Raw genomic sequence first — 26,239 nt, forward strand, 5'->3', positions numbered from 1 at the left:
AAGGTGATATCTGCCACGTAACCGATAGATTAGGCCTCTAAGGACTACTGATATCCTGTTAGTCCCTATGCTATAGTCGGTTTGATAAATAGAGTTTATCTTCGTAGGCTTACAACATCGCGCACCACAACGAGTGATGATGCATGAATATCTACCGAGCTAAGCTTTCAAGGGAGGATATAGTGCAAGAATACTGTGAATTAGTACGTCGCTTATACGCAGAGATCGCCGGTGGCGCTCTGGGCTATATACCCGATTCGCTGGGTTGTGTTTTAAAAACCCTGGATGGCATTGCCGCGAATGAGGCGTTGCCATCCTCCGTCAGGGAACAGGCAGCTTTTGCCGCCGCTAACTTATTGGTGAGTGATTATGTCAATGAGTAATGAATATCAACCCATCAACTGTGATGATTACGACAGCCTGGAAGCCACCTGTCAGCAGAATCTAACGCTGACGCTGGAACTACGTAATGGTGAAGTTGTGACCGGTAAAGCCAGTGACATGATCTCACGTAAGCAGGTCGAATATCTGGTGATTGAAGCATCCGGTGCTACGCGCGAACTGCGCCTCGACCACATCGTCAGTTTTAGTCATCCTGAAATCGGGAAGGTCGTCGTCAGCGAATCCTGACAGACTTCTCCTTTCATTTAGCGGCAAACGCTGAATAAATGCTTCCCAAACGGACAACACAAGTTGTCCGTTTTTATTTCAGCGCTAACTAACATCATGTTTCCCCGGTTTTTTCCCCAGGTTTATTTTCCCAAACTTGTTTTTCCCACGTAATGTGCCACACAGGCTGATGTTCTCTCACTTGCCCTTCTCGCGTAACAAATCGCCCAATGGCAGCAATCAGTTGCTCGTTATAGAACACCAGCGGCGTCCGGTCGCGCCACCAGGGCGGAACATCCAGTTCCTGCCAGAGTTTCTTGATTTGCCGACCGTGTGCTCTGCCAACAATATGCACGGTTCCGCTGGTCGAAAAGCGAATACTCACCGCTTCACCGTTTTCCGGCGCACGAACCGCCACCCCACTATCGGCCAGCAACAGCGTACCTAAGTTGTCAGGGAGAGATAACGGACATAACGTCGGCTGCCATGGCAGAACGCGGTCTTTGAGCGATTGCATCAGCGGCAGTAGATAAAGATGCTGACGAAAACGGCGAATCTGCATCTGATTCAGTTGCAATATAGGTTCCGCATCCAGCCGGCTCGTCGCAACCTCATCCCAGAGTCGTTGCAACTGATCGCGCGCGGGCATGGTCGCCCCTTGTTGCGACAGCCAACGCCGCAGCAACGCAAAACGCCGCACCGGACTTAGCGGCAACAGACCATCAATGCTCAACGCGCCATCCGGCTGGCATAGTGCCCGCAATGACTCCTCCAGTAACTCATCGAGCAGTTCTTCCTGTTCGGCACAAAGCTGGGCGCTACGCGCAACGGCAGAGGGGAAATGCGGCCAGCGCTGCGTCAGTCTCGGTAAGATCTGGCGGCGTAAAAAATTGCGGTCAAAACGCTCATCCTGGTTGCTGTCGTCTTCAATCCAGTGAAGCTGATGCTGCTGCGCGTACGCTTCTAATTGTAAACGAGAAAAACCTAACAACGGACGTACTAAACGATGCTCACCGAGGAAGCTGTCAGCCGCCATCGCAGACAATCCGGCAGGCCCGCTACCGCGTTTAAGCGCCAATAAAAAAGTTTCGCTTTGGTCGTCAAGGTGCTGTGCCGTCAACAAGGTTTCGCTCTCTTGCAAATGCATTTTCAGCGCCTGATAGCGCGCGGTTCTGGCTGCGGCTTCAATGCCGCCATTCTGTGATTCAACTGTCACTGCCAGCGAAGAAAATGGCACCAGCCAGCGCTCACACTGTTGACGACAATGTTCAGCCCAACTGTCTGCCAGCGGATTTAAGCCATGATGTATATAAGCCGCACGAATAGTCAGCCCAGAACGCTGACGCACAGCCACCAGCAGATGTAATAACACGCTAGAGTCGAGACCACCGCTGTAGGCCAACAGGATCGACTCGCATCCGGCCGTTTGCATCACGATCGTCTGGAGTAATTCATCGTCAGGTTCGGTACGGTCCACGGTATCAGATCTCATACAGTTCTAAAGGCTGGTCGTCAGGATCGGAGAAAAACGTGAAACGCCGCTGCGTTTCAGAATCGATCCGTACGGGTTCACAAATGACACCAGCCTGCGCCAGTGAGGCAATGGCCTGTTCGACATCAGCTACAGCAAAAGCCAGATGGCGTAAACCGCAAGCCTCAGGTCGACTGACACGCGCAGGTGGATGAGGGAAAGAAAATAGCTCGATGGTGTAACGCCCATTCAGCGAGAGATCGCCTTTCCATGACTGTCGCGCGGCACGATAGACCTCATTGTTCAACGTAAATCCCAGCACGTCACAATAAAATGCTTTGCTGCGTTCATAGTCAGAGGCAATCACAGCAATGTGGTGTACATCGAGCAATTTCAGCATTCTTCAAACCCTCATAGCAAAAAATCCGCTGTCATTCCTGACAACGGATTTTCAGAGTAACGCCAGAATAGCCTGATTGATAAGACTGCAATCAATCAGACAGTCACGTCATCAGCAATAACACTGTGTATCAGCAATAACCATAGTTCATCAAACGCTGATAGCGGCGGTTCAGCAGTGCCTCTTCGCTCAGGCCTTCGAGGTCGAGCAGATCGGCCAACAGTTGCGCTTTCAGCGCCGCAGCCATTACCGGAACGTTACGATGCGCGGAACCCAACGGTTCAGGAATCACGGTATCGATCAGCTTCAACTCTTTCAGACGCGGCGCGATGATGCCCATGGCTTCAGCCGCCAACGGTGCCTTATCCGCGCTCTTCCACAGGATAGACGCACAGCCTTCCGGTGAAATGACCGAGTAGGTGCTGTATTGCAACATGTTGACCTTGTCGCCCACGCCGATAGCCAACGCACCACCGGAACCACCTTCACCGATAACGGTACAGATGATTGGCACACGCAGCGTCGACATTTCACGCAGGTTGCGTGCGATAGCTTCAGACTGACCACGTTCTTCTGCGCCAACGCCTGGATAAGCACCCGGCGTATCGATAAAGGTGATGATCGCCATCCTGAAGCGATCGGCCATTTCCATCAGGCGCAGCGCTTTGCGATACCCTTCTGGAGCAGGCATGCCGAAATTACGGCGAATCTTTTCTTTGGTTTCACGACCTTTCTGATGACCAATGATCATCACCGGACGTCCATCCAAACGGGCAATCCCGCCGACAATCGCTTTGTCATCGGCATAGGCACGATCGCCAGCCAATTCATCAAAATCGGTAAAAATGTGCTTAATATAATCAAGCGTATAAGGACGTTGCGGATGGCGCGCTAATTGCGCAACCTGCCAAGCACCCAAATCGGCGAAGATTTTGCGCGTCAGTTCAACGCTCTTCTCACGCAGGCGCTGGACTTCTTCGTCCAGATTAATATCCAATTTTTCGTCTTGACGGCTGACTGCGGTCAGCGAGTCAATTTTCGCTTCCAACTCTGCAATCGGCTGCTCAAAATCAAGAAAATTCAGACTCATAGTATTCCTATATTAGTCAAATTCCAGTTCCACCTGCTCATTACCCACTAATGTACGCAGCTCGTTCAATAGCGAATCGGCAGGCGTTACACGCCATGCTGCGCCGAAACGTAGTCGGGCGCGCGCATCTTCACGCTGGTAATAGAGATGCACTGGGATCGTCCCCGATCGATGGGGTTCCAACGATTGACGGAGACGGTTTAATAGCTGGTCATCAATTTGCCTGTCAGTCAGCGAGATAGCAAGCCCGCGCGCGTATTTTTCCCGCGCTTCACTGATATCCATTAACTCTCGGACGGTCATTTTAAGCCCGCCGCTGAAGTCATCAAAGCTGACCTGTCCACTGGCGATAAGGATACGGTCTTTCTCAAGTAAATGCTGATATTTTTCCAACGCATCAGTAAACAGCATTATCTCAAGCCGACCGGAACGATCGTCCAATGTACAGATACCAATACGGTTGCCCCGCTTGGTTACCATGACGCGAGCCGCCAACACCAGCCCAACGGCAGTGGTCATTTTACCCCGATCCGTCGGGTGCATATCTTTCAAACGTACGCCACCGGCATAGCGTTCAATTTCCTTAATATATTGCGTGATCGGATGGCCGGTCAGGTACAGCCCCAGCGTCTCCCGCTCACCGTCCAACACGACCTGTTCCGGCCACGGCGGCACTGTGCTGTAGGATTGCTCAACCTGCTCAGGCGCATCGGCTAGCACGCCGAACATATCCACCTGACCAATGGCTTCCGCTTTAGCATGCTGATCGGCCGCCTTTAGCGCATCAGCCAATGAGTTCATCAGCGCGGCGCGATGCGGCCCAAGACGGTCAAACGCCCCAGACATAATCAGCTTTTCCAGCACACGGCGGTTCAGCTTTTTAATGTCAGTGCGCGCGCAGAGGTCAAACAGCTCTCTAAAATAGCCGCCCTGATTACGCGCTTCAATAATCGCCTCAATCGGGCCTTCACCGACGCCTTTAATCGCGCCGATGCCGTAAACAATCTCGCCATCGTCATTAACGTGGAAGTGATACAGTCCGCTGTTGATGTCCGGAGGCAGGATTTTTAATCCCATCCGCCAGCATTCATCAACCAGCCCCACCACTTTATCCGTGTTGTCCATATCGGCCGTCATCACCGCCGCCATGAATTCAGCTGGATAGTGCGCTTTCAGCCACAGCGTTTGGTAAGACACCAGCGCATAGGCCGCGGAGTGAGATTTATTAAAGCCATAACCGGCGAATTTTTCCACCAGGTCGAAAATCTTAACCGCCAATTCGCCGTTCACGCCGCGAGATTTGGCACCATCTTCAAAGCCACCACGCTGCTTCGCCATTTCAACGGGGTTCTTTTTCCCCATCGCACGACGCAGCATGTCCGCGCCCCCAAGCGTATAACCCGCCAGAACCTGAGCGATCTGCATGACCTGTTCCTGATACAGGATAATACCGTAGGTCGGCTCCAGCACAGGCTTGAGTGACTCATGCTGCCATTCAATATCAGGATACGAAATTGCTTCACGACCATGCTTACGGTCGATGAAGTTATCCACCATGCCGGATTGCAGCGGACCAGGGCGGAAAAGCGCCACCAGTGCGATCATATCTTCAAAGCAGTCGGGCTTCAGGCGTTTGATCAGATCTTTCATGCCGCGCGATTCAAGCTGGAATACCGCGGTGGTTTCCGAACGTTGCAGCATATCGAAACTTTTCTTATCGCCGAGCGGAATCGCCGCGATATCAATCGGTTCCTGTCCTAGCTTCGCGCGACGGGCGTTGATCATCTCTAGCGCCCAGTCGATGATGGTCAACGTACGCAGGCCTAGGAAGTCAAACTTCACCAGCCCGGCATATTCCACGTCGTTCTTATCAAACTGGGTAACCGGATGGTTCCCTTCCGAATCGCAATACAGCGGCGCGAAATCGGTAATCTTGGTGGGGGATATCACCACCCCACCCGCATGTTTACCGGCGTTACGCGTTACCCCTTCGAGCTTGCGTGCCATATCGATGAGAGCCTTAACTTCCTCATCGGCTTCATAAATTTCCGGCAGTTGCGGCTCGGCGGCAAAGGCTTTTTCCAGCGTCATGCCCGGATCGGGTGGCACCAGTTTTGAAATACGATCGACAAACCCATAAGGGTGCCCGAGCACGCGCCCTACGTCACGAATAACCGCTTTCGCCGCCATCGTACCAAAGGTGATAATCTGCGATACCGCATCACGTCCGTACAGCTCCGCAACGTGGTCGATAACCATGTCGCGTTTTTCCATACAGAAATCGACGTCAAAGTCAGGCATCGAGATACGTTCAGGGTTGAGGAAGCGTTCGAACAGAAGGTCGAATTCTAGCGGATCCAGATCGGTAATTTTCAGCGCATAAGCGACCAACGAGCCTGCACCGGAACCACGTCCCGGACCAACCGGCACATCGTTATCCTTCGACCACTGAATAAATTCCATTACGATCAAGAAGTAGCCGGGGAAACCCATCTGGTTGATAACGCCCAGTTCAATATCCAGACGCTCATCATATTCAGGCCGACGCTCGGCGCGTACTTCTGGGTCAGGGAAAAGGAATTCGAGACGATCTTCCAGCCCTTTTTTCGAGCACTGAACCAGAAAATCAGCCGTACTCATATCGCCCGTCGGGAACTGCGGCAGAAAATATTCGCCCAAACGGATCGTGACGTTACAGCGTTTGGCAATTTCAACGCTGTTCGCCAGCGCTTCGGGGATGTCGGCAAACAGCTCGCACATTTCCTCTTCCGAGCGCATGTACTGCTGTGGACTGTAATGACGTGGGCGTTTGGGATCGTCGAGCGTGTAGCCATCATGAATGGCTACACGAATTTCGTGAGCGTCAAAATCATCAGTGCTGATGAAGCACACTTCATTGGTCGCCACAACGGGTAGCCCGTACTTGGTTGCCAACTCCACGGCCGCGTGTATATAGCTTTCTTCGTCGGGACGAGACGTGCGGGTCAATTCCAGATAGTAACGCTGAGGAAAATGTTCCTGGTAGAACGCCAGACACTCTTCAGCCTGCGCCTGATTACCACGCAGCAAAAATCGGCCAACATCGCCACGGCGACCACCTGACAGTAAAATCAGGCCTTCCTGATGTTCAATCAGCCAATCGCGGTCAATCGTCGGCCCGGCAGCCCCATAACCACGTTGATAAGCATGGGAAATTAGCAGCGTGAGGTTCTGGTAGCCTTCATTGTTCATGGCCAGCACAGTGAGATGTGCCAGCTCATCCCCTAGCTCATCGCTTTCGACATAGAAGTCTGCGCCGATGATAGGTTTGACCCCAGCGCCATGCGCGCCGCCATAGAATTTAACCAGCCCACACAGGTTGGTAAAATCGGTAATCGCCAGCGCTGGCATACCGAGTGCCGCCGCTTTTTTTACCAGCGGACCGACTTTGGCCAGCCCATCGATCATGGAATAGTCACTGTGAACACGCAGGTGAACAAAACGTGGTTCGGCCATCTCCAGATCCCAGAATTTATTGAGTAGTCAGCGTTGCAATCGTGATATCACAACACAGAGAGTTAATGATGATGTTTTACGCCAGCCCTAACACACGCTTAACTGGCGCGAAGCTCCGACGGTGAAACTCAGTGGCACCCAGTGCGGCCAGTTTCTCCAGATGAAAAGCCGTTGGATAGCCTTTATGTTGGGCAAAACCATAAGCGGGGAAGCGTTGATCCAACTCGACCATCTCACGATCGCGAGTCACTTTCGCCATAATTGAGGCCGCGCTGATTTCTGCCACGCGGCTATCCCCTTTAACAACCGCCTGCGCGGGCATCGACAACGCCGGGCAACGGTTGCCGTCAATGAGAACAAAATCAGGCACAATAGTCAAAGCAGCCACCGCACGCTGCATAGCTAACATGGTAGCATGCAGAATATTCAGTTGGTCAATCTCTTCCGGTTCCGCACGGCCAAGACTCCACGCCAGCGCCTTTTCTTTGATTTCATCATAGAGCGATAGCCGACGTTTTTCACTCAGCTGTTTGGAATCCGCCAACCCGACAATTGGCCGAGCTGGGTCAAGAATCACCGCAGCCGTCACGACAGCACCAACCAAAGGGCCACGGCCCACTTCATCAACGCCAGCGATGCAGGTCGCCTGCGGGTAAATAAATATTTCGCTCATAGTGTTATTAACATGTTTTTATTAACGAGGCGTGACTAATTCAAGTACCGCCTGAGCGGCTTGCTCATCGGCATTACAGCGAATTTGCTGGTGCAAATCCACAAATGTCGTGCGTAGCTCAGCCATTTTATCCGTATCGGCAAACAGCAGCAGCAGCGCAGCGGCGAGCTTATCTGGGGTACAGTCGGTCTGGAGCAATTCAGTCACCAGCTCACGCCCAGCCAGCAAATTCGGCAGCGACACCCACGGTGTTTTGACCAAGCGCTGCGCCAGCCAGAAGGTAAAGGGCTTCATGCGATAACCCACTACCATCGGACACTTCGCTAGCATGCACTCCAGTGCCGCAGTACCAGATGCCAATAGCGCCGCATCACTGGCAATCATGGCTTCACGCGCCTGCCCATCCAGCAAATGCACGCGCAGATCGGGGGCCACGCTATTTTTTATCTGTTCGAACTGTTCACGACGCTTACTGTTCACCAAAGGAACAACAATTTCCAGATCGGGGAAATGCTGTCGTAGTAACACAGCCGTATTGAGGAAATCCGCGCTAAGCATTTCAACTTCTGCGCCACGACTGCCCGGCAGCAGCGCCAAACAGTGCGCATCGGGCGCAATACCCAACGTCTCACGGGCGGCCATTTTATCGGGATGCAGCGGCATCGCATCAGCCATCGTATGACCGATAAAGCGACAAGGTACATTGAAACGATCGTAAAACGCTTTTTCAAAAGGCAGGAAAGCCAGCACCAAATTGGTCGCTTTACCTATTTTGAAAACACGTTTTTGACGCCAGGCCCACACGGACGGGCTGACATAGTGAATGGTATTGATACCGCGCTGTTTGAGGTTGCCCTCCAGCGTGATATTGAAATCAGGTGCATCAATGCCCACGAAGACATCGGGCTGAAGTTCGCTGAAACGCTGGGTTAAATCCCGCCGAATTTTTAGCAGACGAGGAAGGCGTCCGAGCACTTCAACAATGCCCATAACGGCTAGCTCTTCCATTTCGTACCAGGCTTCACAACCTTCAGCCTGCATACGCGGTCCAGCAACACCGACAAACCGCGCATCGGGCACCTTTTCTTTTAGCGCACGGATCAAACCCGCGCCAAGGATGTCGCCGGAAGTTTCTCCGGCGACTAGCCCAATAGTCAAAGGACGTGATGACATGGATTAACGAATGATGCCGCGGGTAGAACGGGCAAAGAAATCGGTAAATGCCTGCACTGCTGGATATTCAGCCGCCAGCGCTTCGATTTCCGGTTTCACCTCGTCCAGCGTTTTACCGCTACGGTAGAGCAGCTTGTACGCGTTACGGATCGCATGCAGCGTTTCTTTTTCGAATCCACGACGCTTCAGGCCTTCGATGTTCAAGCCAAACGGCGTAGCGTGGTTACCCTGCGCGATAACATACGGCGGCACGTCTTGCGCCACACCAGAGCACCCGCCAACCATCACGTGAGCACCGATAATGCAGAACTGGTGCACAGCCGTCATCCCACCGATAATCGCAAAATCATCGACGGAAACGTGGCCGCCCAACGTAGCGTTATTCGCCAGAATACAGCGATTGCCCACTACGCAGTCGTGCGCGATATGCGTGTTGATCATCAACAGGTTATCGCTACCGACTTTAGTCAACCCGCCGCCCTGCGACGTGCCACGATGAATCGTGACGCTTTCACGGATGCGGTTACGATCGCCAATCTCAACGCGGGTCGGTTCCCCAGCATATTTGAGATCCTGATTCACTTCACCAATTGACGTGAACTGATAGATTTCGTTGTCGCGGCCAATTTTAGTGACGCCATTGACGACGACATGCGATTTCAGCACCGTACCTGCACCGATCTCAACCTGAGAACCGATGTAGCAGAAAGGGCCAATATGAACACCAGCGCCAATAATGGCACCGTCTTCAACAATCGAACTAGGATGAATAAAGGCGGTTTGATCAATCACGTTATCAGGACTCCCGACGACGAGCACACATCATTGACGCTTCACAGGCCACTTCGCCATCAACTTTGGCAACACCTTTAAAGCGCGCAACGCCACGACGCTCTTTAATGAATTCAACTTCAAGGATCATTTGATCGCCTGGCTGCACGGGGCGCTTAAAGCGCGCTTCGTCCACAGCGGCGAAATAGTACAGCTCACCCGGCTCCAGTTTACCGACGCTTTTAAACGCCAGAATACCCGTAGCCTGAGCCATTGCTTCCAGAATCAATACACCGGGAAAAATAGGTTTGCCCGGGAAATGCCCCTGGAAAAAGGGTTCGTTGAAAGAGACGTTTTTCACCGCCCGCAGAAACTTCCCTTCTTCAAAATCCAGTACCCGATCAACCAGTAAAAACGGGAAACGGTGCGGTAATAATTCTAAAATCTCTTCAATATTCAGAGTATGAGTGTCAGTAGTCAAAATACTCTTCCTGTCCATAAAAAACTGATGCCATCAACAACACGGCCTGCGCAGACCCTAAATTAGGTGTCTTCAGGCAGGCCGCAAATAAAACGCGAGTGATTAAACGTTATCGACTTTTCGTTCAACGGCTTTCAACCGTTTGCTTATCTCATCAATATTCATCACCAGCGCTGCAGTTTTGCGCCACACTTTATTGGGTTGCAAAGGAATACCCGAAGAGTATACCCCAGGTTCAGTGATTGGTCGCATGACCATACCCATTCCTGTTACCGTCACTTTATCGCAGATCTCCATGTGCCCGTTAATCACGCTGGCACCGCCGATCATACAATAACGACCAATTTTCAAGCTCCCCGCCATAATGACGCCACCCGCGACCGCGGTATTGTCGCCAATCACGACGTTGTGCGCAATCTGACATTGGTTATCAATGATAACACCATTGCCAATGACCGTATCATCCAACGCACCACGATCGATGGTCGTGCTCGCGCCAATCTCAACCCGATCGCCAATTCTGACCGTTCCCAACTGCGGGATCTTCACCCAGTTGCCGCGATCGTTAGCATAGCCAAAGCCGTCAGAACCGATCACCGTCCCAGACTGGATCAGGCAATGCTCACCAAGCTCAACGCGGTGATAAATCGTTACATTTGCCCACAAACGGGTTCCGGCACCAATACGGGCATCTTTACCAATAAAACAGCCTGGGCCGATGACAACGCCATCACCCAACTGTGCGCCAGATTCGATGACAGCATTTGCGCCAACGGACACATGCTGACCCAGCGTTGCATCGGGAGCAATCACTGCACTCGGAGCAATATCAGTGGCCGGTTGCGGTGTCGTATCCAGCAGCTGCGCCATGCGGGCATAGGTAAGGTAGGGATTTTTCACTACCAACGCAGCAACCTGACAGTAAGGTAAATCCGCTTCCGTCAGCACGACCGCAGACGCTTGCGTCCCGGCCAGTTGCTCACGGTAACGACTGTCGGAAAGAAACGTAATTTGCCCAGTTTTTGCCGAATGCATAGAAGCAACACCGGTGATGACGATATCGCCATCACCGTGTAATTGTGCATCCAACTGTTGAGCTAACGCGTCCAGTCGAATTGAATACATGGTTTATTTAACCTGTTTCAGCACATCGGCAGTAATGTCTTTGGCATTGGCGACATACGCAACAGCGTTAGCGTCAATCACGACATCATAACCTTCTTTGGTTGCAACGGCTTTCACCGCATCCTGAATACGACTCAGGATTTTGTTGCGTTCTTCAGTCTGACGGCGACGGTTGTCCTGCTCAAAAGCCTGCGCTTTCGTAGAGAACTGCTCGCGCTGCGCCATGACGTCTTTTTCCATTTTGCTGCGATCGCTCGCTTTCATGGTAGAACCATCACGCTGCAACTTCTGCATCTTGGTCTGTAAATCGTTTTCCATCGATTGCAGTTCAGAAGCACGGCCTTTGAACTCGTTTTCCAGCTGTTTGCCAACGCTTTCACGCTGCGGCAACTGTTGGAAGATACTGGAAACGTTAACAACGGCAATCTTGTCAGCAGCCTGAACGCTGGCTGAAGCAGCCAATGCTAAACCGAGGCCTGCGGCACATAACCACTTTTTCACTATAAACTCCTCAACCTAACCTAAATTTGTGTCTTAACACTTTAATGATGGGCATCGCGTCATGGCCTCAGCTGTATTTCCAGCATTCATGCCAATGAGCAGCGATGCGACATTCCCTGCATACGACCTACGGACGTCACACTACCAGGTTTTGCCAATGTTAAACTGGAATTGTTCCGACTTGTCTCCATCGTACTTTTTAACCGGCTGGGCATAGGAGAAGACCAATGGCCCAAGCGGAGACATCCATTGTAACGCGATACCGCTGGAAACACGGAAGTTGCTCGCCTTGCTGTAATCCGGCACGCCTGCGTCAATCGTTTCCTGTGTATTTTTCCAGTTGGTATCCCATACCGTACCGCCATCCACAAAGAAGGAAGTACGCACAGAGCTCGCGTATTTATCACTGATAAATGGCGTCGGTACGATCAGTTCCGCACTCAACACCGCCATCGCGTTACCACCAACGGCATCATCCAGATTGGTTTTATCAATACCACAACCAGAATAAGAAGGTGGGAGAGCTCCAGATGTACGGGTACATTGATAATACGCCGCTTTAGGTCCAATCGTATTCGACTGGAAGCCACGCACTGTACTGGAACCACCGGCATAGAAGTTGTCGTAGAAAGGCACTTCTTTACTTCCGATACCATCCGCAAAACCTGCACGCGTACGGCCCATCACCACCCATTTACCACTCTCGGTCAGTGGATAGTAGCTCGCCGAATCAAACGTCAGTTTGTAGTATTCGTTGTCCGAACCCGGCACCGCGATCTTGGCATTCGCGGATGCACGCGTTCCTTTCGTCGGGAAGTAACCGCGATCCAGATTGTTATATGACCAACCGGTATTCAGGAAGAAATCGTTCGCTTTGAAGTCCGCATTGGATTTGGCATTCGGATCAACCACGGATGGATTGACACCCACGGAATCCAGATAACGCCACATCGCCACCTGCGGTCTCATATCCGACAGGTCGTTATGCACATAATCCAGACCGACACGCAGTGAGTTATTCTCGTTAATCGGGAAACCCAGAGTGCTGCCAACGCCATAGCTCACGTTGGTATAGTCGGACAGATCGGCGTCAGACGCTTCAAATTTGTTATAGAAGATGCGTCCACCGAGGCTAACGCCATCGACAGTAAAGTACGGGTCGGTCAGTGATAGCTCAACATACGTCTGGTAGTCGTTCTTAGTCCCGCTGATACCAACGGAGTTACCCGTTCCCAGCCAGTTGTCCTGTTGAACCCCAGCCTGGAAACTCACGCCACTTTCTGTACCGAAACCAACACCAAAATTGAATGTACCCGTATTGCGCTCTTTGACCTTATACGTCACATCAACCTGATCGGCGACACCGGGAACACGCTGTGTTTCTACCTCAACGCTTTCAAAGTATCCCAATCGGTTTAGACGCTCTTTGCCTTGTTCAACCAGATCGTTGCCTAACCAGGCACCTTCCATCTGGCGCATTTCACGGCGCAGAACAGAATCTTTCGAGGTGTCGTTGCCGTCAAAGCGAACATGACGCACATAGAAGCGGTTACCCGCATCAACGTTGATGTTTAATCTCACCGTCTTGTCTGCGTCATTAATTTCCGGCTGTGTTACCACGCGCGGATAGGCATAGCCATAACGACCCAGCAGCTTTTTGATGTCCTCTTCCATACGGGTCACTTTCGTCCCGTTGTAGAGCTCACCAGGTTCAATCTTCGTCAGCCCTTCGATTTCCGCAGAGTGACCTGCCAGATTGCCTTTCACCGCCACGCCGGACAGCTTGTACTGCTCGCCTTCCGTCATATTGATGGTGATATAGATGCCTTTTTTATCTGGCGTCAGGCTCACCTGAGTGGAATCGATGTTGAAACGTGCATAGCCGCGATCCAGATAGAAACTCCGTAGGGTTTCCAGATCGCCAGACAATTTTTGTTTCTGGTATTTACGGTCACCGACCACGTTCCACCACGGCACTTCATCACGCAGTTGGAAACGGGAGATCAATTCGTCGGAACTGAATGCTTTGTTACCGACAATATTAATCTGCTGGATCTGGGCGGAAACGCCTTCCGTGAAGACCAGTTTCAGGTCTACGCGGTTACGCGGCAGTGGCGTGACAACGGCTTTAACCGACGCACTGTACTTACCGACGCTGTAGTAGAAATCTTCCAGTCCTTTTTCGATGCTGGTGAGCGCTGTGCGGTCTAACGCTTCACCAACGCGCACGCCCGAGGCTTCCAGGTTTTCTTTCAGCATGTCGTCTTTGACTGACTTATTGCCGGAAAACGTGACACTGGCGATTGTCGGACGCTCTTTCACCTGCACAATCAGCGTTTCGCCATCGCGCAGGACGCGAACATCTTCAAAATTTCCGGTCGCAAACAAGGCACGGATGGTGTTTCCGATATCATCGTCACCGATGGTATCACCAACGCGGACTGGCATACTGAGTAGTGCCGCCCCGACGGCAACCCTTTGCAGGCCCTCGAAATGAATGTCCTTCACTACGAACCCGTCTGCACCGTATACGGTTGCGCTGCTAAACAGCAGCGACGCTATGAGCAACTTTTTGATCGCCATCGTTGTTATGCGTTTTTCCTAACCTAATCCCGCGCCTAGAGACGAGAGAAATCATTGAAAAGTGCGAGTCCCATTAACAACATCAGCAACACTGTACCAATGCGATAGCTAACGTCCTGCACACGCTCAGAAACCGGCCTGCCCTTCAGCTTTTCAACCGCAAGAAAGAGCAGGTGTCCACCATCCAATACCGGCAGAGGGAACAGATTGATGATCCCCAAATTGACGCTGATTAAGGCCAAAAACATCAGGTAATAAATCAATCCATAATCTGCTGACATTCCTGCACCCTGAGCAATCGAAATGGGACCACTCAGGTTATTCAGCTTAACATCACCCATAACCAGTTTCCCTAACATACTGACGGTCAATTTCATCAGTTGCCAGGTTTTATCTGTTGCCTGATAGGCAGCACTGAACGGCCCATACTGGCGCACAGTCCTGTATTCTTCAGGCAGCGGCGTCACGCTTGGCATCACGCCAGCCAGACCTTCAACTCTGCCACTTCCCACAGATTTGCTGTCTGGCGTTAACGTCAACGGTACCGCTGCACCGTGTCGATCCACCTCCAGAGCAATAGATTGCCCGGGGTTATCACGCACGGCGATGACAAAATCACGCCAATGCGCTAGCGCCTGCCCGTCGACTTTAACGATCCTATCTCCGACTTGCAAACCTGCTTTTTCCGCTGCCGAGCCTGCCTGCACCTGCTGCAACACGGGCTCAATTCGCGGACCTAGCGGGATAATCCCAAGCGAGGAAGCCGGATCTTGCTTATCAGGCTCAAACTGCCACTCGCGTAAATCCAGCGTTTTCTGGACGACACGGTCGGAGCCCAAAGGTGCGGTTCCGATCACGACATCGCTATCGCCGATTTTACCGATCAGCGCCAGACGCGCGGTATCCCAATCAGGCGTTTCGATACCATCAACGGACTTTAGTTCCATTCCCGCCGACATTTCCGCTTGCGCAGCAATGGAGTTGGGCAGTATTTCACCCACTACCGGACGCACACCCGGCACGCCGATAATAAACACTAGCCAGTACGCCACAATGGCAAACAGAAAATTGGCAATCGGACCCGCGCTGACGATAGCCGCGCGCTGCCAGACCGTTTTACTGTTAAAGGATTGGTGGCGGAATTCTGGTGCTACGGTGTCGACACGCTCATCCAGCATCTTCACGTAGCCGCCAAGCGGGATCAGCGCAATGACGAATTCCGTACCGGTACGATCACGGTGACGCCATAGTGCGCGACCGAAGCCGACAGAGAAGCGCTCCACCTTCACACCACAGCGACGGGCCACCCAAAAATGTCCAAATTCATGGACGGTGACCAACACACCCAGTGCGATGATAAACGCGGCAAGATTCCAGAGAAAACTCAACATAAATAGCTCTACCGCTTTATTCTAAGCCACTTTAAACAGCAGCAGCATCAGGCAAGAGAACACAGGAACCGCAGCCGTCAGGCTATCGATACGATCGAGCACACCACCATGCCCCGGAATCAAATGGCTACTGTCTTTGATGCCCGCCTCACGTTTGAACATGCTTTCCGTCAAATCACCCAATACCGAGGCCAGCGCAGCGGCGATAGAACAGATCAGTAACGTCACTGGCGCTATCGTTAATGGGGCATAGAGGCTAAACAGCAAAGAGATGAGCGCTGAGGTTGCCAGGCCACCGAGAAAACCTTCCCAGGTTTTGCCAGGCGAGACTTTTGGCGCGAGTTTCCGCTTACCAAACAGTTTGCCAAACATGTAGGCACCGCTGTCCGCTCCCCAGACCAGCAGCATGACGTACAGCAGCCACCAGGCACCAGCGAAAGGATTAATCGCGTAATTGTAATGACGAAGCGCAACCATGCCCCAGAAAAACGGCACGATCGTCATGATGCCAAACACAAGCCGCAATGCGCGTGAATGACGCCAGAATGAGGCAGAAGCCGGATAGAACAGAACCAAAAACAGCGCGACACCCCACCATACCAGTGATGACCAGAGCGCAATACTGATTTGCGGGATATGAACGGAGTAATGGTAGGCTGGGAGTGATAACAGCATCAGCGCCAGCAAGAAACCACATAGGATCGCGAGCCATAGGCGTTGACCATAAGAGGCAAACCCCGCCAATTGACCCCATTCCCATGCCGCCAGCATACAAACAGCCAACGTAACAAGTGTGAATCCCAAAGGAGGCAACAAGAATAGCGCTGCAATAACCATCGGAATCAAGATAAAAGCAGTAATCAGGCGATACTTCAGCAAAAGTTCCCCCTAGGATGCATCAGCATCGATAGGTGTTGTTCCCCCGAAGCGGCGCTCGCGTTGTGCAAAAGCATTCAGCGCACCTTCAAAGACTTGTTCATCGAAATCAGGCCAGAGGACATCAGTAAAGTAAAGTTCAGCATAAGCAATTTGCCACAGAAGAAAATTACTGATGCGGTGTTCTCCACCGGTTCTGATCACCAAATCAACCGGAGCCAGATCATTCAGACAGATATACTGACATAATGACGCTTCATTAATGCTATCAGGGCGCAGAATGCCTTCCTGCACCTGCTCTGCAAGTTGCCGTACTCCCTGAATAATATCCCAACGGCCGCCATAATTCGCGGCAATATTCAGTGTGAGCCCCTGATTCTTTTCTGTCAGCACTTCTGAACGACGGATTCGCTCTTGTAAACGCGGGCTGAAGCGGCCGATATCACCAATCACCCGCAAGCGAACATTGTGCTTATGCAGACTTTTCACTTCGCTGTCCAGCGCTCGAACAAACAGCTCCATGAGTGCGGAAACTTCCTGCGCCGGACGGTTCCAGTTTTCACTGCTAAATGCGTAAAGTGTCAATGCGTCCAGCCCTTGGCTCACGGCGAAGCTGACTGAACGTCGCACAGCCTTTACACCAGCCTGATGGCCAAAAATCCGCATCTTCCCCCGGCTTTTTGCCCAGCGACCATTGCCATCCATGATGATGGCAACATGCCGTGGCCCGGCGAGTGGCAGATCGTTAGTATTCTTTTGATTATCGGACGGCATAACGCGTACTTATTTCCTCAAGCAAGAAATACAACAGTCCTTCCGTAACATCAGACCCCGTTAGCGCAAAAAAAGCCGTGAACGATCACGGCTTAGCTTCACGGTCGATTAAACAACTTTCGCATAATCAACCATTGAGTGACGCAGACTATACCACCTCCACCGCACATGAACAAATTGTGCCATGGGTCTATCCGGCTATCGCGCGTAATGTGTCAGGGTCTGTGCTGCGACCTGTCTAGCCCAGTTGTCGATGAACAAAACATCATCAACACTGGTGGGTTCTGGCAATGTAAGTTGTTCAATAACATGCTGATTTACCGCCGCGATATCCGTAAAGCGTATCTGCGACTGCAAAAATGCCGCCACAGCAATTTCATTTGCAGCGTTCAATGCCGTGGTAGCTGACTGACCGTGATTGCAGGCATCAATCGCCAACTGCAAACAAGGATAGCGCGCATAGTCCGGTGCTAAAAATGTCAGCGCACCAATTTGGCAAAAATCTAACGCTTTTGCGCCCGATGCCACACGTTCGGGGTAAGCCATTGCATGAGCAATCGGCGTGCGCATATCGGGCGAACCCAGCTGCGCCAGAACGCTGCCATCACGGTAACGCACCATCGAGTGAATCACCGACTGCGGATGAATAATGACTTCCATCTGTTCGGCAGAGGCATTAAACAACCAGCGCGCTTCGATATACTCCAGCCCTTTGTTCATCATCGTGGCAGAATCAACAGAAATTTTGCGCCCCATTGACCAATTTGGATGCGCACACGCCTGATCCGGTGTCATGTCTGCCAGCGCCGACACGGGAGTTTCACGAAACGGCCCACCGGAGCCAGTCAAAACAATACGTTCGACCCCATGCTGCGACAATGAAGCGTAGCCTAATTGGCGCTGAATTTGCTCAGGTAAACTCTGAAAAATCGCATTATGTTCGCTATCAATCGGTAAAAGCTGCGCACCACTTTGCGCGACGGCATCCATAAAGAGACGCCCGCAGGTAACCAGTGATTCTTTATTCGCCAACAAAACCTGTTTTCCGGCATGGATTGCCGCCAGCGTCGGCAACAGCCCAGCCGCACCAACAATCGCAGCCATGACCTGATCGACACCATCCAATGCAGCAAGTTCGCACGCCGCCTGTTCTCCCGCCAGAACCTCTGTTTTGCAGCCGTATTCCGCCAACTGCTGGCGCAGAGCAGTTGCTGAGGTTTCATCAGCCATTGAGGCATAGGCGGGTTGGAAAGTGAGGCACTGTTCCAGCATCAGCTTGACGTTATACCCAGCGGATAGCGCGCGTACGGCAAATTTATCGGGGTTGGCTTTAATCACAGCCAGAGAACTGACGCCAATAGAGCCAGTGGAACCAAGAATTGTCAGTTGCTTCATTAAAAATGCTCTGAATAACCGGATTTGATGACAGGAAGGTACACGAGTCTGAGAGGATTACCATGATATATCTCTGCTATCGATCACAGTCACGATAGCCACAGGTATATGCACAGCAAAAAATTGTTTACTACCCAGAGGGGCTGGCCTTCACCCATTGATTACATAACACGCATTATATAAAAATAAAGCGCCGCCGGAAAAAACATCCTGCGGCGCAATATCCAACAGGCTGATTAGAACTCCATCAGCTCCGCTTCTTTTTCTGCCAGTGCGACGTCCACTTTCTTAATGAAGTTGTCGGTCAATTTCTGCACATCGTCCTGAGCACGACGTTCTTCATCTTCACTGATCGCTTTGTCTTTCAACAGTGCTTTAAACTTGTCGTTAGCATCACGGCGCACGTTGCGTACAGAGATACGCCCCTGTTCTGCTTCGCCACGGACGACTTTGATCAGATCTTTGCGACGTTCTTCCGTCAGAGGTGGCAATGGAACACGGATTACGGTGCCAGCAGAAGACGGGTTCAAGCCGAGGTCGGAGGCCATGATCGCTTTCTCAACCGCAGGGCTAAGTGAGCGATCGAATACCGAAATCGCCAGCGTACGGGAATCTTCTACCACGATGTTAGCGAGTTGGCGCAATGGCGTTGCGCTGCCATAGTATTCAACCTGAATGCCATCCAGAATACTAGGCGATGCACGGCCGGTACGGATTCTGTTGATCTGGTTTTTAAACGCTTCAACACATTTGTCCATGCGCGTTTCAGCATCTTTTCTGATTTCATTAGTCACGTTGTGAACCCTTGAAAACTGGTTGCCTGGCAGGCCATGTCAGTACATGACCCAGTGAATAATTAATGCCAGCGCTCGGCTGGCATAGGCGCAATACTGGGGATATATTACCCCATAATTTGAGTTACTGACTAATCAACGTCCCTTCTTTTTCACCCATGACAACACGACGCAGTGCGCCAGGTTTGTTCATGTTGAAAACACGGATCGGCAAATTATGGTCGCGTGCCAGCGTGAACGCAGCAAGATCCATCACTTTCAGTTCACGTTCTAACACGTCTTGATAGGTCAGCGTTTCATACATCGTCGCTGAAGGATCTTGTACTGGATCGGCAGAATAGACGCCATCGACTTTGGTCGCTTTCAATACGACATCCGCTTCAATCTCAATGCCGCGCAAGCAAGCCGCAGAATCCGTGGTAAAGAACGGGTTACCTGTCCCAGCGGAGAAAATCACTACGCGATTATTACGCAGCAGGCTGATCGCTTCCGCCCAGCTGTAGTTGTCACAGACGCCATTCAGGGGAATCGCAGACATCAGGCGAGCGTTCACATAGGCACGGTGCAACGCATCACGCATTGCCAGACCATTCATGACGGTCGCCAGCATTCCCATGTGGTCGCCCACAACGCGGTTCATACCCGCTTTAGCCAGACCCGCGCCACGAAACAGGTTACCACCGCCGATAACTACACCGACCTGAATGCCTAACTCAACCAGTTCTTTCACTTCCTGAGCCATGCGATCCAGAATGCTCGCATCGATACCAAAACCTTCAGTTCCCTGTAAAGCTTCGCCACTGAGTTTCAGCAGGATTCGTTGATAGACGGGTTTTGCATTGGTTGCCATGGTGTTCTTATCCTACAGGCTGTCGTGGTATTGGGGGGTTGTGTAAATCAATACTGTAAAAATCAAAACTGTTCCACCCAGCTCCTGCCTGAATGCAGGAAGCCAAGCGAACTAAAACTCGTGGGGCTGGATAAAAAGGAACCGCCAACTGGCGGCTCTTTTTTTACTATTAAGACTGCTTACTCATCGCTGCAACTTCAGCAGCAAAGTCAGTCTCAACTTTCTCAATGCCTTCACCCACTTCGAAACGGATGAAGTTAGTCACGTCAGCGTTGTGCTCTTTCAGAAGCTGACCAACAGACTTGGCTGGATCCATAACGAAAGGCTGACCAGTCAGAGAAACTTCGCCGGTGAATTTCTTCATGCGGCCTTCAACCATTTTCTCTGCGATTTCTTTCGGCTTGCCAGACTGCATCGCGATTTCCAACTGAACCTGGTACTCTTTCTCTACCACTTCAGCAGACACATCTTCTGGCTTAACGAATTCAGGCTTGCTTGCAGCAACGTGCATAGCCAAGTGTTTAACCAGCTCTTCATCAGCGCCTTTAGCGGCAACCAGAACACCGATGCGCGCACCGTGTTGGTAGTTACCCAGAACTTCGCCTTCCAGAGCGGAAACACGACGAATGTTGATGTTCTCGCCGATTTTAGCAACCAGTGCAACACGCTCTTCTTCGAACTGTGCTTTCAACACGTCAACATCAGTGATTTTGCCTGCAACCGCAGCATCCAGCACTTTGTCAGCAAACGCCTGGAAACCACCATCTTTAGCAACGAAGTCAGTCTGGCAGTTAACTTCCAGAATCACAGCGTAGTTACCGTCGATCTTAGTCTTGATTACGCCGTCAGCAGCAACGTTACCTGCTTTCTTCGCTGCTTTGATCGCACCGGATTTACGCATGTTTTCGATTGCAAGCTCGATGTCGCCGTTAGCTTCAACCAGCGCTTTCTTACATTCCATCATGCCTGCTGCGGTACGCTCACGCAGCTCTTTTACCAGGGATGCGGTAATTTCAGCCATTCTAAAATCCTCGGAAGATTTGTACTGCCCGGTCGTCACGACCAAACAGCTTTAAAAGTGAAAAAGGGGCCATAAAAAGGCCCCTAACCAAACTAGTACTACCTGGTTAATAAGGGCTCGACGAGCCAGACTTATTATTCAGCTTCTACTAAGCCTTCTTCTGCCTGCACAGCCAGATCTTGAGAACGGCCTTCGCGGACAGCAGTAGCAACAGCGCTCAGGTACAGGTTAACTGCACGGATTGCGTCATCGTTACCAGGGATGATGAAGTCAACGCCATCTGGATCAGAGTTGGTATCAACCACAGCGAATACCGGAATACCCAGGTTGTTAGCTTCTTTGATTGCGATGTGCTCGTGATCAGCATCGATAACGAACAGCGCGTCTGGCAAGCCACCCATATCTTTGATACCACCCAGGCTGTTTTCCAGCTTGTCCAGTTCACGAGTGCGCATCAGCGCCTCTTTTTTGGTCAGCTTGTCGAACGTGCCGTCTTGAGATTGGATTTCCAGATCTTTCAAACGCTTGATGGACTGACGAACGGTTTTCCAGTTAGTCAGCATGCCGCCCAACCAACGATGGTTCACGAAGAACTGATCGCAGTTGTTAGCAGAATCTTTTACCGCTTCGCTTGCTGCGCGCTTAGTACCAACGAACAGAATTTTGCCTTTGCGAGAAGCAATTTTGCTCAACTCAGCCAGAGCGTCGTTGAACATTGGTACAGTTTTTTCAAGGTTGATGATGTGAACTTTGTTACGCGCACCGAAGATGAATGGCTTCATTTTCGGGTTCCAGTAACGGGTCTGGTGACCAAAGTGTACGCCAGCCTTGAGCATATCGCGCATGGAAACAGTTGCCATGATTACCTCTATTAATTAAGTATGGGGTTATGCCTCCACATGTCCCATTGCGCCGACCCCATCCGGTGAAACACCTCAGGAGCACCCCGGCGAACGTGCCGACATGTGTGTGTTATTTACACAAAGTGAGTTTAGTCGATGTGGTTGAGTATCGTATAACCGATATCCAGCCGGATCATCGGCGCGCTTTATACCATAAATCCGCCTGCGACACCAACATTTGTTATTCGCCAATCTACTAATCCGAATGATAATTTGGCAAGCCAGCGGCAGGGCTGGTAACATAAGTTATTAGTTATCGCTCTTAATTTTCGTGCTTAACAGGCACCTGCGGACAATCATCAATGGCAATTTCAATTAAAACCTCTGAAGACATCGAAAAAATGCGCGTAGCGGGTCGTCTTGCTGCCGAAGTTCTGGAAATCATCGAACCTCACGTGGTACCCGGCGTGAGCACCGCCGAATTAGACAGAATCTGTCACGATCACATCACCAATAAGCAGCAGGCCATTTCTGCTTGTTTGGGCTACCACGGCTTCCCGAAATCCGTCTGCATCTCCATCAACGAAGTGGTGTGCCATGGGATCCCTAGCGACGAGCGTATTTTGAAAGATGGCGATATCGTCAACATCGACGTCACCGTGATCAAAGACGGCTTCCACGGCGATACGTCAACAATGTTTATCGCTGGCAAGCCGACCATTCTGGGCGAACGTCTCTGCCGCATCACGCAGGAAAGCCTTTATCTGGCGCTGAAAATGGTTAAGCCGGGTATTCGCCTGCGTACGCTGGGCAAAGCAATCCAGCAATTTGCAGAAGGGCACAACTTCTCCGTGGTACGTGAGTATTGTGGTCACGGCATCGGCAAGGGCTTCCACGAAGAGCCGCAGGTTCTGCACTACGATGCAGATGACGGCGGCGTGGTGTTGCAGGCTGGTATGGCCTTTACAATCGAGCCTATGCTCAACGCGGGTGATTTCCGTATCCGTACGATGAAAGACGGTTGGACGGTAAAAACCAAAGATCGCAGCTTGTCGGCACAGTACGAGCATACTATTGTGGTAACCGAAAACGGCTGCGAAATAATGACGTTGCGAAAGGATGACACCATCCCCAACATCATCACGCATGAACAGTAAACACTAAGCCGGCAGATGCCGGCTTTTTTTATGGGCTGTGCTATGACAGATAAACGCTTTTCGCCAGACAGTACGCCACCTGATGCTTCCTCACCAGACAGCCCTGTAAATGCCATTGCGGCAACACCGCCCCCCGCGTCACCACTAACCTACGCTGATGACATGCTAAATTGCCAGGCGTTGAAACAGCAGTTGGAGCTATTCCAGCTCTGGCTCGGTTCAAAATTTCGCTCCGGCGTTAGCGCAGAAAAGCTGATTGATGCTAGAACCTTATTCATCGATCGTCTGTTGCAGCGGCTGTGGTACTTCCACGGCTTTGAAAATATCGCTCAAACTTCGCTGGTCGCCGTTGGTGGATATGGCCGCGGCGAACTGCACCCGCTTTCCGATATCGACGTACTGGTGTTAAGCCAGACAGCGCTTAGTGAAGAGCATTCCCAGCGTGTCGGCCAATTCATTACCCTGCTGTGGGATTTGAAGCTGGAAGTCGGCCATAGCGTCAGAACGCTGGAAGAGTGTTTACAGGAAGGGCGTGCAGACATTTCCGTCGCGACCAATCTGATCGAATCACGCATGATATGCGGCGACGTAGCCCTGTTTCTCACGCTGCAAAAACACGTATTCAGTGATGAGTTTTGGCCGTCATCTACGTTTTTTCCGGCAAAAATCACCGAACAACAGGAACGCCATCAACGCTATCACAGCACCAGCTACAATCTGGAGCCCGACATCAAGAGCAGTCCAGGCGGGCTACGCGACATTCACACGCTGCTGTGGGTCGCAAGACGCCACTTTGGCGCGACCTCGCTCAACGAGATGGTGGGTTTCGGCTTTCTGACAGAGGCCGAGCGTAAAGAGCTTAATGAGTGCCAAAGCTTTTTGTGGCGCATTCGCTTCGCCCTACACCTGATCCTGCCGCGTTACGACAACCGTCTGCTGTTCGACAGGCAGCTTAACGTCGCGCAACTGTTGCAATATCAGGGCGAAGGCAACACGCCAGTAGAGCGCATGATGAAGGATTTCTACCGCATGACGCGTCGCGTCAGCGAGTTGAACCAGATGCTGTTGCAGCTCTTTGATGAAGCAATTCTGGCGCTGGATGCGAGCGAAAAACCCCGCCCGATTGACGATGAATTCCAGCTACGCGGCAATCTGGTAGACCTGCGGGATGAAAATCTGTTTATCAAAAAGCCGGAAGCCATCATGCGCATGTTCTACCTAATGGTGCGTAATCGTGACATCAGCGGCATTTATTCCACCACATTACGCCAGTTGCGCCATGCTCGTCGTCATCTCGCCAGCCCGCTTTGCACCATTCCAGAAGCGCGCCAACTATTCATGAATATTCTACGCCATCCGTATGCGGTAAGCCGTGCGTTGCTGCCGATGCACCGCCATAGTGTGCTGTGGGCGTATATGCCACTGTGGGGGAATATCGTCGGTCAGATGCAGTTCGATCTGTTTCACGCCTATACGGTGGATGAGCACACGATCCGCGTTCTGCTCAAGCTGGAAAGCTTCGCCGACGAGGATACGCGACCGCAGCACCCGCTGTGCGTAGAGCTCTACCCTCGCCTGCCCCAGCCAGAATTGCTGCTGCTGGCCGCACTGTTCCACGATATCGCCAAAGGCCGTGGAGGCGATCACTCTGAACTGGGCGCACAGGATGTGTTGGAATTTGCCGCGCTGCACGGACTGAATTCACGCGAAGCTCAATTGGTATCCTGGCTGGTACGCTGCCACCTGCTGATGTCCGTCACCGCACAGCGTCGCGATATTCAGGATCCCACGGTTATTCAGCAATTTGCTACGGAAGTACAAAGCGAAACCCGTTTACGCTATCTGGTCAGCCTGACGGTTGCGGATATCTGCGCCACCAATGAAACCCTGTGGAACAGTTGGAAGCAGAGCCTGTTGCGTGAACTCTATTTCGCAACCGAAAAACAGCTGCGCCGTGGCATGCAAAATACGCCAGATTTACGCGAACGTGTGCGGCATCACCGCTTGCAGGCGTTGGCGCTACTGCGTATGGATAACATTGACGAAGAAGCGCTACACCATATCTGGAGCCGCTGTCGAGCCGATTACTTCCTGCGCCACTCACCAAACCAGATTGCCTGGCACGCGCGCCATTTGCTGGAGCACGATACCAACAAACCGCTGGTGCTGATCAGCCATCAGGCCAGTCGTGGCGGTACGGAGATCTTTATCTGGAGCCCTGACAGACCTTATCTTTTCGCGGCAGTCGCCGGCGAGCTGGATAGGCGCAACCTTAGCGTGCACGACGCACAGATTTTTACCAGCCGCGACGGCATGGCGATGGATACCTTTATTGTGCTGGAACCGGACGGTAGTCCGCTGGCACAGGATCGGCATGAAATGATACGCCAGGCGCTGGAACAGTCGCTGACACACCGACACTACCAGCATCCGCGCGTACGACGGCCGTCGCCCAAGCTGCGTCATTTCAGTGTGCCAACCGAAGTCAACTTCCTGCCGACGCATACCGACAGACGCAGCTACATGGAGCTCAGCGCACTTGACCAGCCAGGGCTGCTGGCACGAATCGGTGAGATCTTTGCCGATCTCAATCTGTCGCTGCATGGCGCACGCATTTCGACGATCGGCGAACGGGTGGAGGATCTTTTCATCCTGGCCGACAGCGACAGGCGGGCATTGAAGCCGGAATTGCGTCTTAAATTGCAAGAACGGTTGACAGAAGCCCTTAACCCAAACGATAAAGTACCATTGAGTTAATTTTTACAAT

The 26,239-nt window shown here is 51.8% G+C and carries 23 protein-coding genes; 4 read left to right on the top strand and 19 right to left on the bottom strand.

Annotation, left to right across the window (positions count from 1 at the left end):
* Positions 1-182: 182 nt before the first annotated feature.
* Together A0G03_RS13925 and rof are read left to right on the top strand one after the other, a co-directional pair.
* On the top strand, positions 183-383 hold the full coding sequence (locus A0G03_RS13925; protein WP_048259070.1) for a YaeP family protein: 201 nt from the start codon (positions 183-185) through the stop codon (positions 381-383).
* Entirely contained in the window at positions 370-630 is a 261-nt protein-coding gene (gene rof / locus A0G03_RS13930; RefSeq protein ID WP_012773648.1) for a Rho-binding antiterminator, read from the top strand. The genes A0G03_RS13925 and rof overlap by 14 nt, the downstream gene beginning before the upstream one ends.
* 94 nt (positions 631-724) lie before the next feature.
* On the opposite strand, the gene tilS is transcribed toward rof, so the two are convergent.
* The 19 genes from tilS to rpsB form a co-directional block, all read right to left on the bottom strand.
* Complete coding sequence (tilS, locus tag A0G03_RS13935) at positions 725-2,101, bottom strand: tRNA lysidine(34) synthetase TilS (RefSeq protein ID WP_048259069.1); 1,377 nt, start codon at positions 2,099-2,101, stop codon at positions 725-727.
* A complete protein-coding gene (locus A0G03_RS13940) occupies positions 2,091-2,480 on the bottom strand; it encodes a VOC family protein (RefSeq protein ID WP_048259068.1) in 390 nt (129 codons plus the stop codon). Before A0G03_RS13940 ends, tilS begins: the two co-directional genes overlap by 11 nt.
* A 130-nt stretch (positions 2,481-2,610) precedes the next feature.
* The gene (accA, locus tag A0G03_RS13945) at positions 2,611-3,570 is read right to left on the bottom strand and encodes an acetyl-CoA carboxylase carboxyl transferase subunit alpha (protein WP_048259067.1); all 960 of its coding nucleotides are present in this window, start codon (positions 3,568-3,570) and stop codon (positions 2,611-2,613) included.
* 12 nt (positions 3,571-3,582) lie between these two features.
* Entirely contained in the window at positions 3,583-7,065 is a 3,483-nt protein-coding gene (gene dnaE / locus A0G03_RS13950) for a DNA polymerase III subunit alpha (RefSeq protein WP_048259066.1), read from the bottom strand.
* 76 nt (positions 7,066-7,141) lie between these two features.
* On the bottom strand, positions 7,142-7,738 hold the full coding sequence (rnhB, locus tag A0G03_RS13955) for a ribonuclease HII (protein ID WP_048259065.1): 597 nt from the start codon (positions 7,736-7,738) through the stop codon (positions 7,142-7,144).
* A 21-nt stretch (positions 7,739-7,759) separates the two neighbouring features.
* Positions 7,760-8,911: a lipid-A-disaccharide synthase gene (gene lpxB / locus A0G03_RS13960; RefSeq protein WP_048259064.1), complete on the bottom strand. Its 1,152-nt coding sequence runs from the start codon at positions 8,909-8,911 to the stop codon at positions 7,760-7,762.
* A gap of 3 nt (positions 8,912-8,914) precedes the next feature.
* Complete coding sequence (lpxA, locus tag A0G03_RS13965; protein WP_048259063.1) at positions 8,915-9,703, bottom strand: acyl-ACP--UDP-N-acetylglucosamine O-acyltransferase; 789 nt, start codon at positions 9,701-9,703, stop codon at positions 8,915-8,917.
* Between the two features lie 4 nt (positions 9,704-9,707).
* Positions 9,708-10,163, bottom strand: a complete 456-nt coding sequence (fabZ, locus tag A0G03_RS13970) for a 3-hydroxyacyl-ACP dehydratase FabZ (protein WP_005975923.1) — start codon at positions 10,161-10,163, stop codon at positions 9,708-9,710.
* Between the two features lie 102 nt (positions 10,164-10,265).
* Positions 10,266-11,288: a UDP-3-O-(3-hydroxymyristoyl)glucosamine N-acyltransferase gene (gene lpxD, locus A0G03_RS13975; RefSeq protein WP_048259062.1), complete on the bottom strand. Its 1,023-nt coding sequence runs from the start codon at positions 11,286-11,288 to the stop codon at positions 10,266-10,268.
* A gap of 3 nt (positions 11,289-11,291) precedes the next feature.
* Positions 11,292-11,789: a molecular chaperone Skp gene (gene skp / locus A0G03_RS13980; RefSeq protein ID WP_048259061.1), complete on the bottom strand. Its 498-nt coding sequence runs from the start codon at positions 11,787-11,789 to the stop codon at positions 11,292-11,294.
* Positions 11,790-11,930: 141 nt separating this feature from the next.
* Positions 11,931-14,372, bottom strand: a complete 2,442-nt coding sequence (gene bamA, locus A0G03_RS13985; protein ID WP_048259060.1) for an outer membrane protein assembly factor BamA — start codon at positions 14,370-14,372, stop codon at positions 11,931-11,933.
* A 35-nt stretch (positions 14,373-14,407) separates the two neighbouring features.
* A complete protein-coding gene (rseP, locus tag A0G03_RS13990; RefSeq protein WP_048259059.1) occupies positions 14,408-15,763 on the bottom strand; it encodes a sigma E protease regulator RseP in 1,356 nt (451 codons plus the stop codon).
* Between the two features lie 21 nt (positions 15,764-15,784).
* Entirely contained in the window at positions 15,785-16,642 is an 858-nt protein-coding gene (gene cdsA / locus A0G03_RS13995) for a phosphatidate cytidylyltransferase (protein ID WP_048259058.1), read from the bottom strand.
* A gap of 9 nt (positions 16,643-16,651) precedes the next feature.
* Positions 16,652-17,413: a (2E,6E)-farnesyl-diphosphate-specific ditrans,polycis-undecaprenyl-diphosphate synthase gene (gene ispU, locus A0G03_RS14000; RefSeq protein ID WP_048259057.1), complete on the bottom strand. Its 762-nt coding sequence runs from the start codon at positions 17,411-17,413 to the stop codon at positions 16,652-16,654.
* 198 nt (positions 17,414-17,611) lie between these two features.
* Positions 17,612-18,808, bottom strand: coding sequence for a 1-deoxy-D-xylulose-5-phosphate reductoisomerase (gene ispC / locus A0G03_RS14005; protein ID WP_048259056.1), 1,197 nt, complete (start codon positions 18,806-18,808; stop codon positions 17,612-17,614).
* 236 nt (positions 18,809-19,044) lie between these two features.
* Complete coding sequence (gene frr / locus A0G03_RS14010) at positions 19,045-19,602, bottom strand: ribosome recycling factor (RefSeq protein ID WP_048259055.1); 558 nt, start codon at positions 19,600-19,602, stop codon at positions 19,045-19,047.
* Positions 19,603-19,726: 124 nt separating this feature from the next.
* Positions 19,727-20,452 carry a UMP kinase gene (gene pyrH, locus A0G03_RS14015; RefSeq protein ID WP_005975910.1) on the bottom strand — a complete coding sequence of 242 codons (726 nt, stop codon included), beginning with the start codon at positions 20,450-20,452 and terminating at the stop codon, positions 19,727-19,729.
* A gap of 169 nt (positions 20,453-20,621) precedes the next feature.
* Positions 20,622-21,473 (bottom strand): translation elongation factor Ts, encoded by an 852-nt coding sequence (gene tsf, locus A0G03_RS14020; RefSeq protein WP_010296401.1) that lies wholly within the window; start codon positions 21,471-21,473, stop codon positions 20,622-20,624.
* A 134-nt stretch (positions 21,474-21,607) separates the two neighbouring features.
* Entirely contained in the window at positions 21,608-22,333 is a 726-nt protein-coding gene (rpsB, locus tag A0G03_RS14025; protein ID WP_039301351.1) for a 30S ribosomal protein S2, read from the bottom strand.
* Between the two features lie 344 nt (positions 22,334-22,677).
* Between rpsB and map the strand changes: the two genes are divergently transcribed.
* Both map and glnD read left to right on the top strand, forming a co-directional pair.
* Entirely contained in the window at positions 22,678-23,472 is a 795-nt protein-coding gene (gene map / locus A0G03_RS14030; protein ID WP_048259053.1) for a type I methionyl aminopeptidase, read from the top strand.
* Between the two features lie 42 nt (positions 23,473-23,514).
* A complete protein-coding gene (gene glnD / locus A0G03_RS14035; RefSeq protein WP_048259051.1) occupies positions 23,515-26,229 on the top strand; it encodes a bifunctional uridylyltransferase/uridylyl-removing protein GlnD in 2,715 nt (904 codons plus the stop codon).
* Positions 26,230-26,239 lie beyond the last annotated feature (10 nt).

This window comes from Pectobacterium peruviense (assembly GCF_002847345.1).
In the GTDB taxonomy this organism is placed as follows: Bacteria; Pseudomonadota; Gammaproteobacteria; order Enterobacterales; family Enterobacteriaceae; genus Pectobacterium; species Pectobacterium peruviense.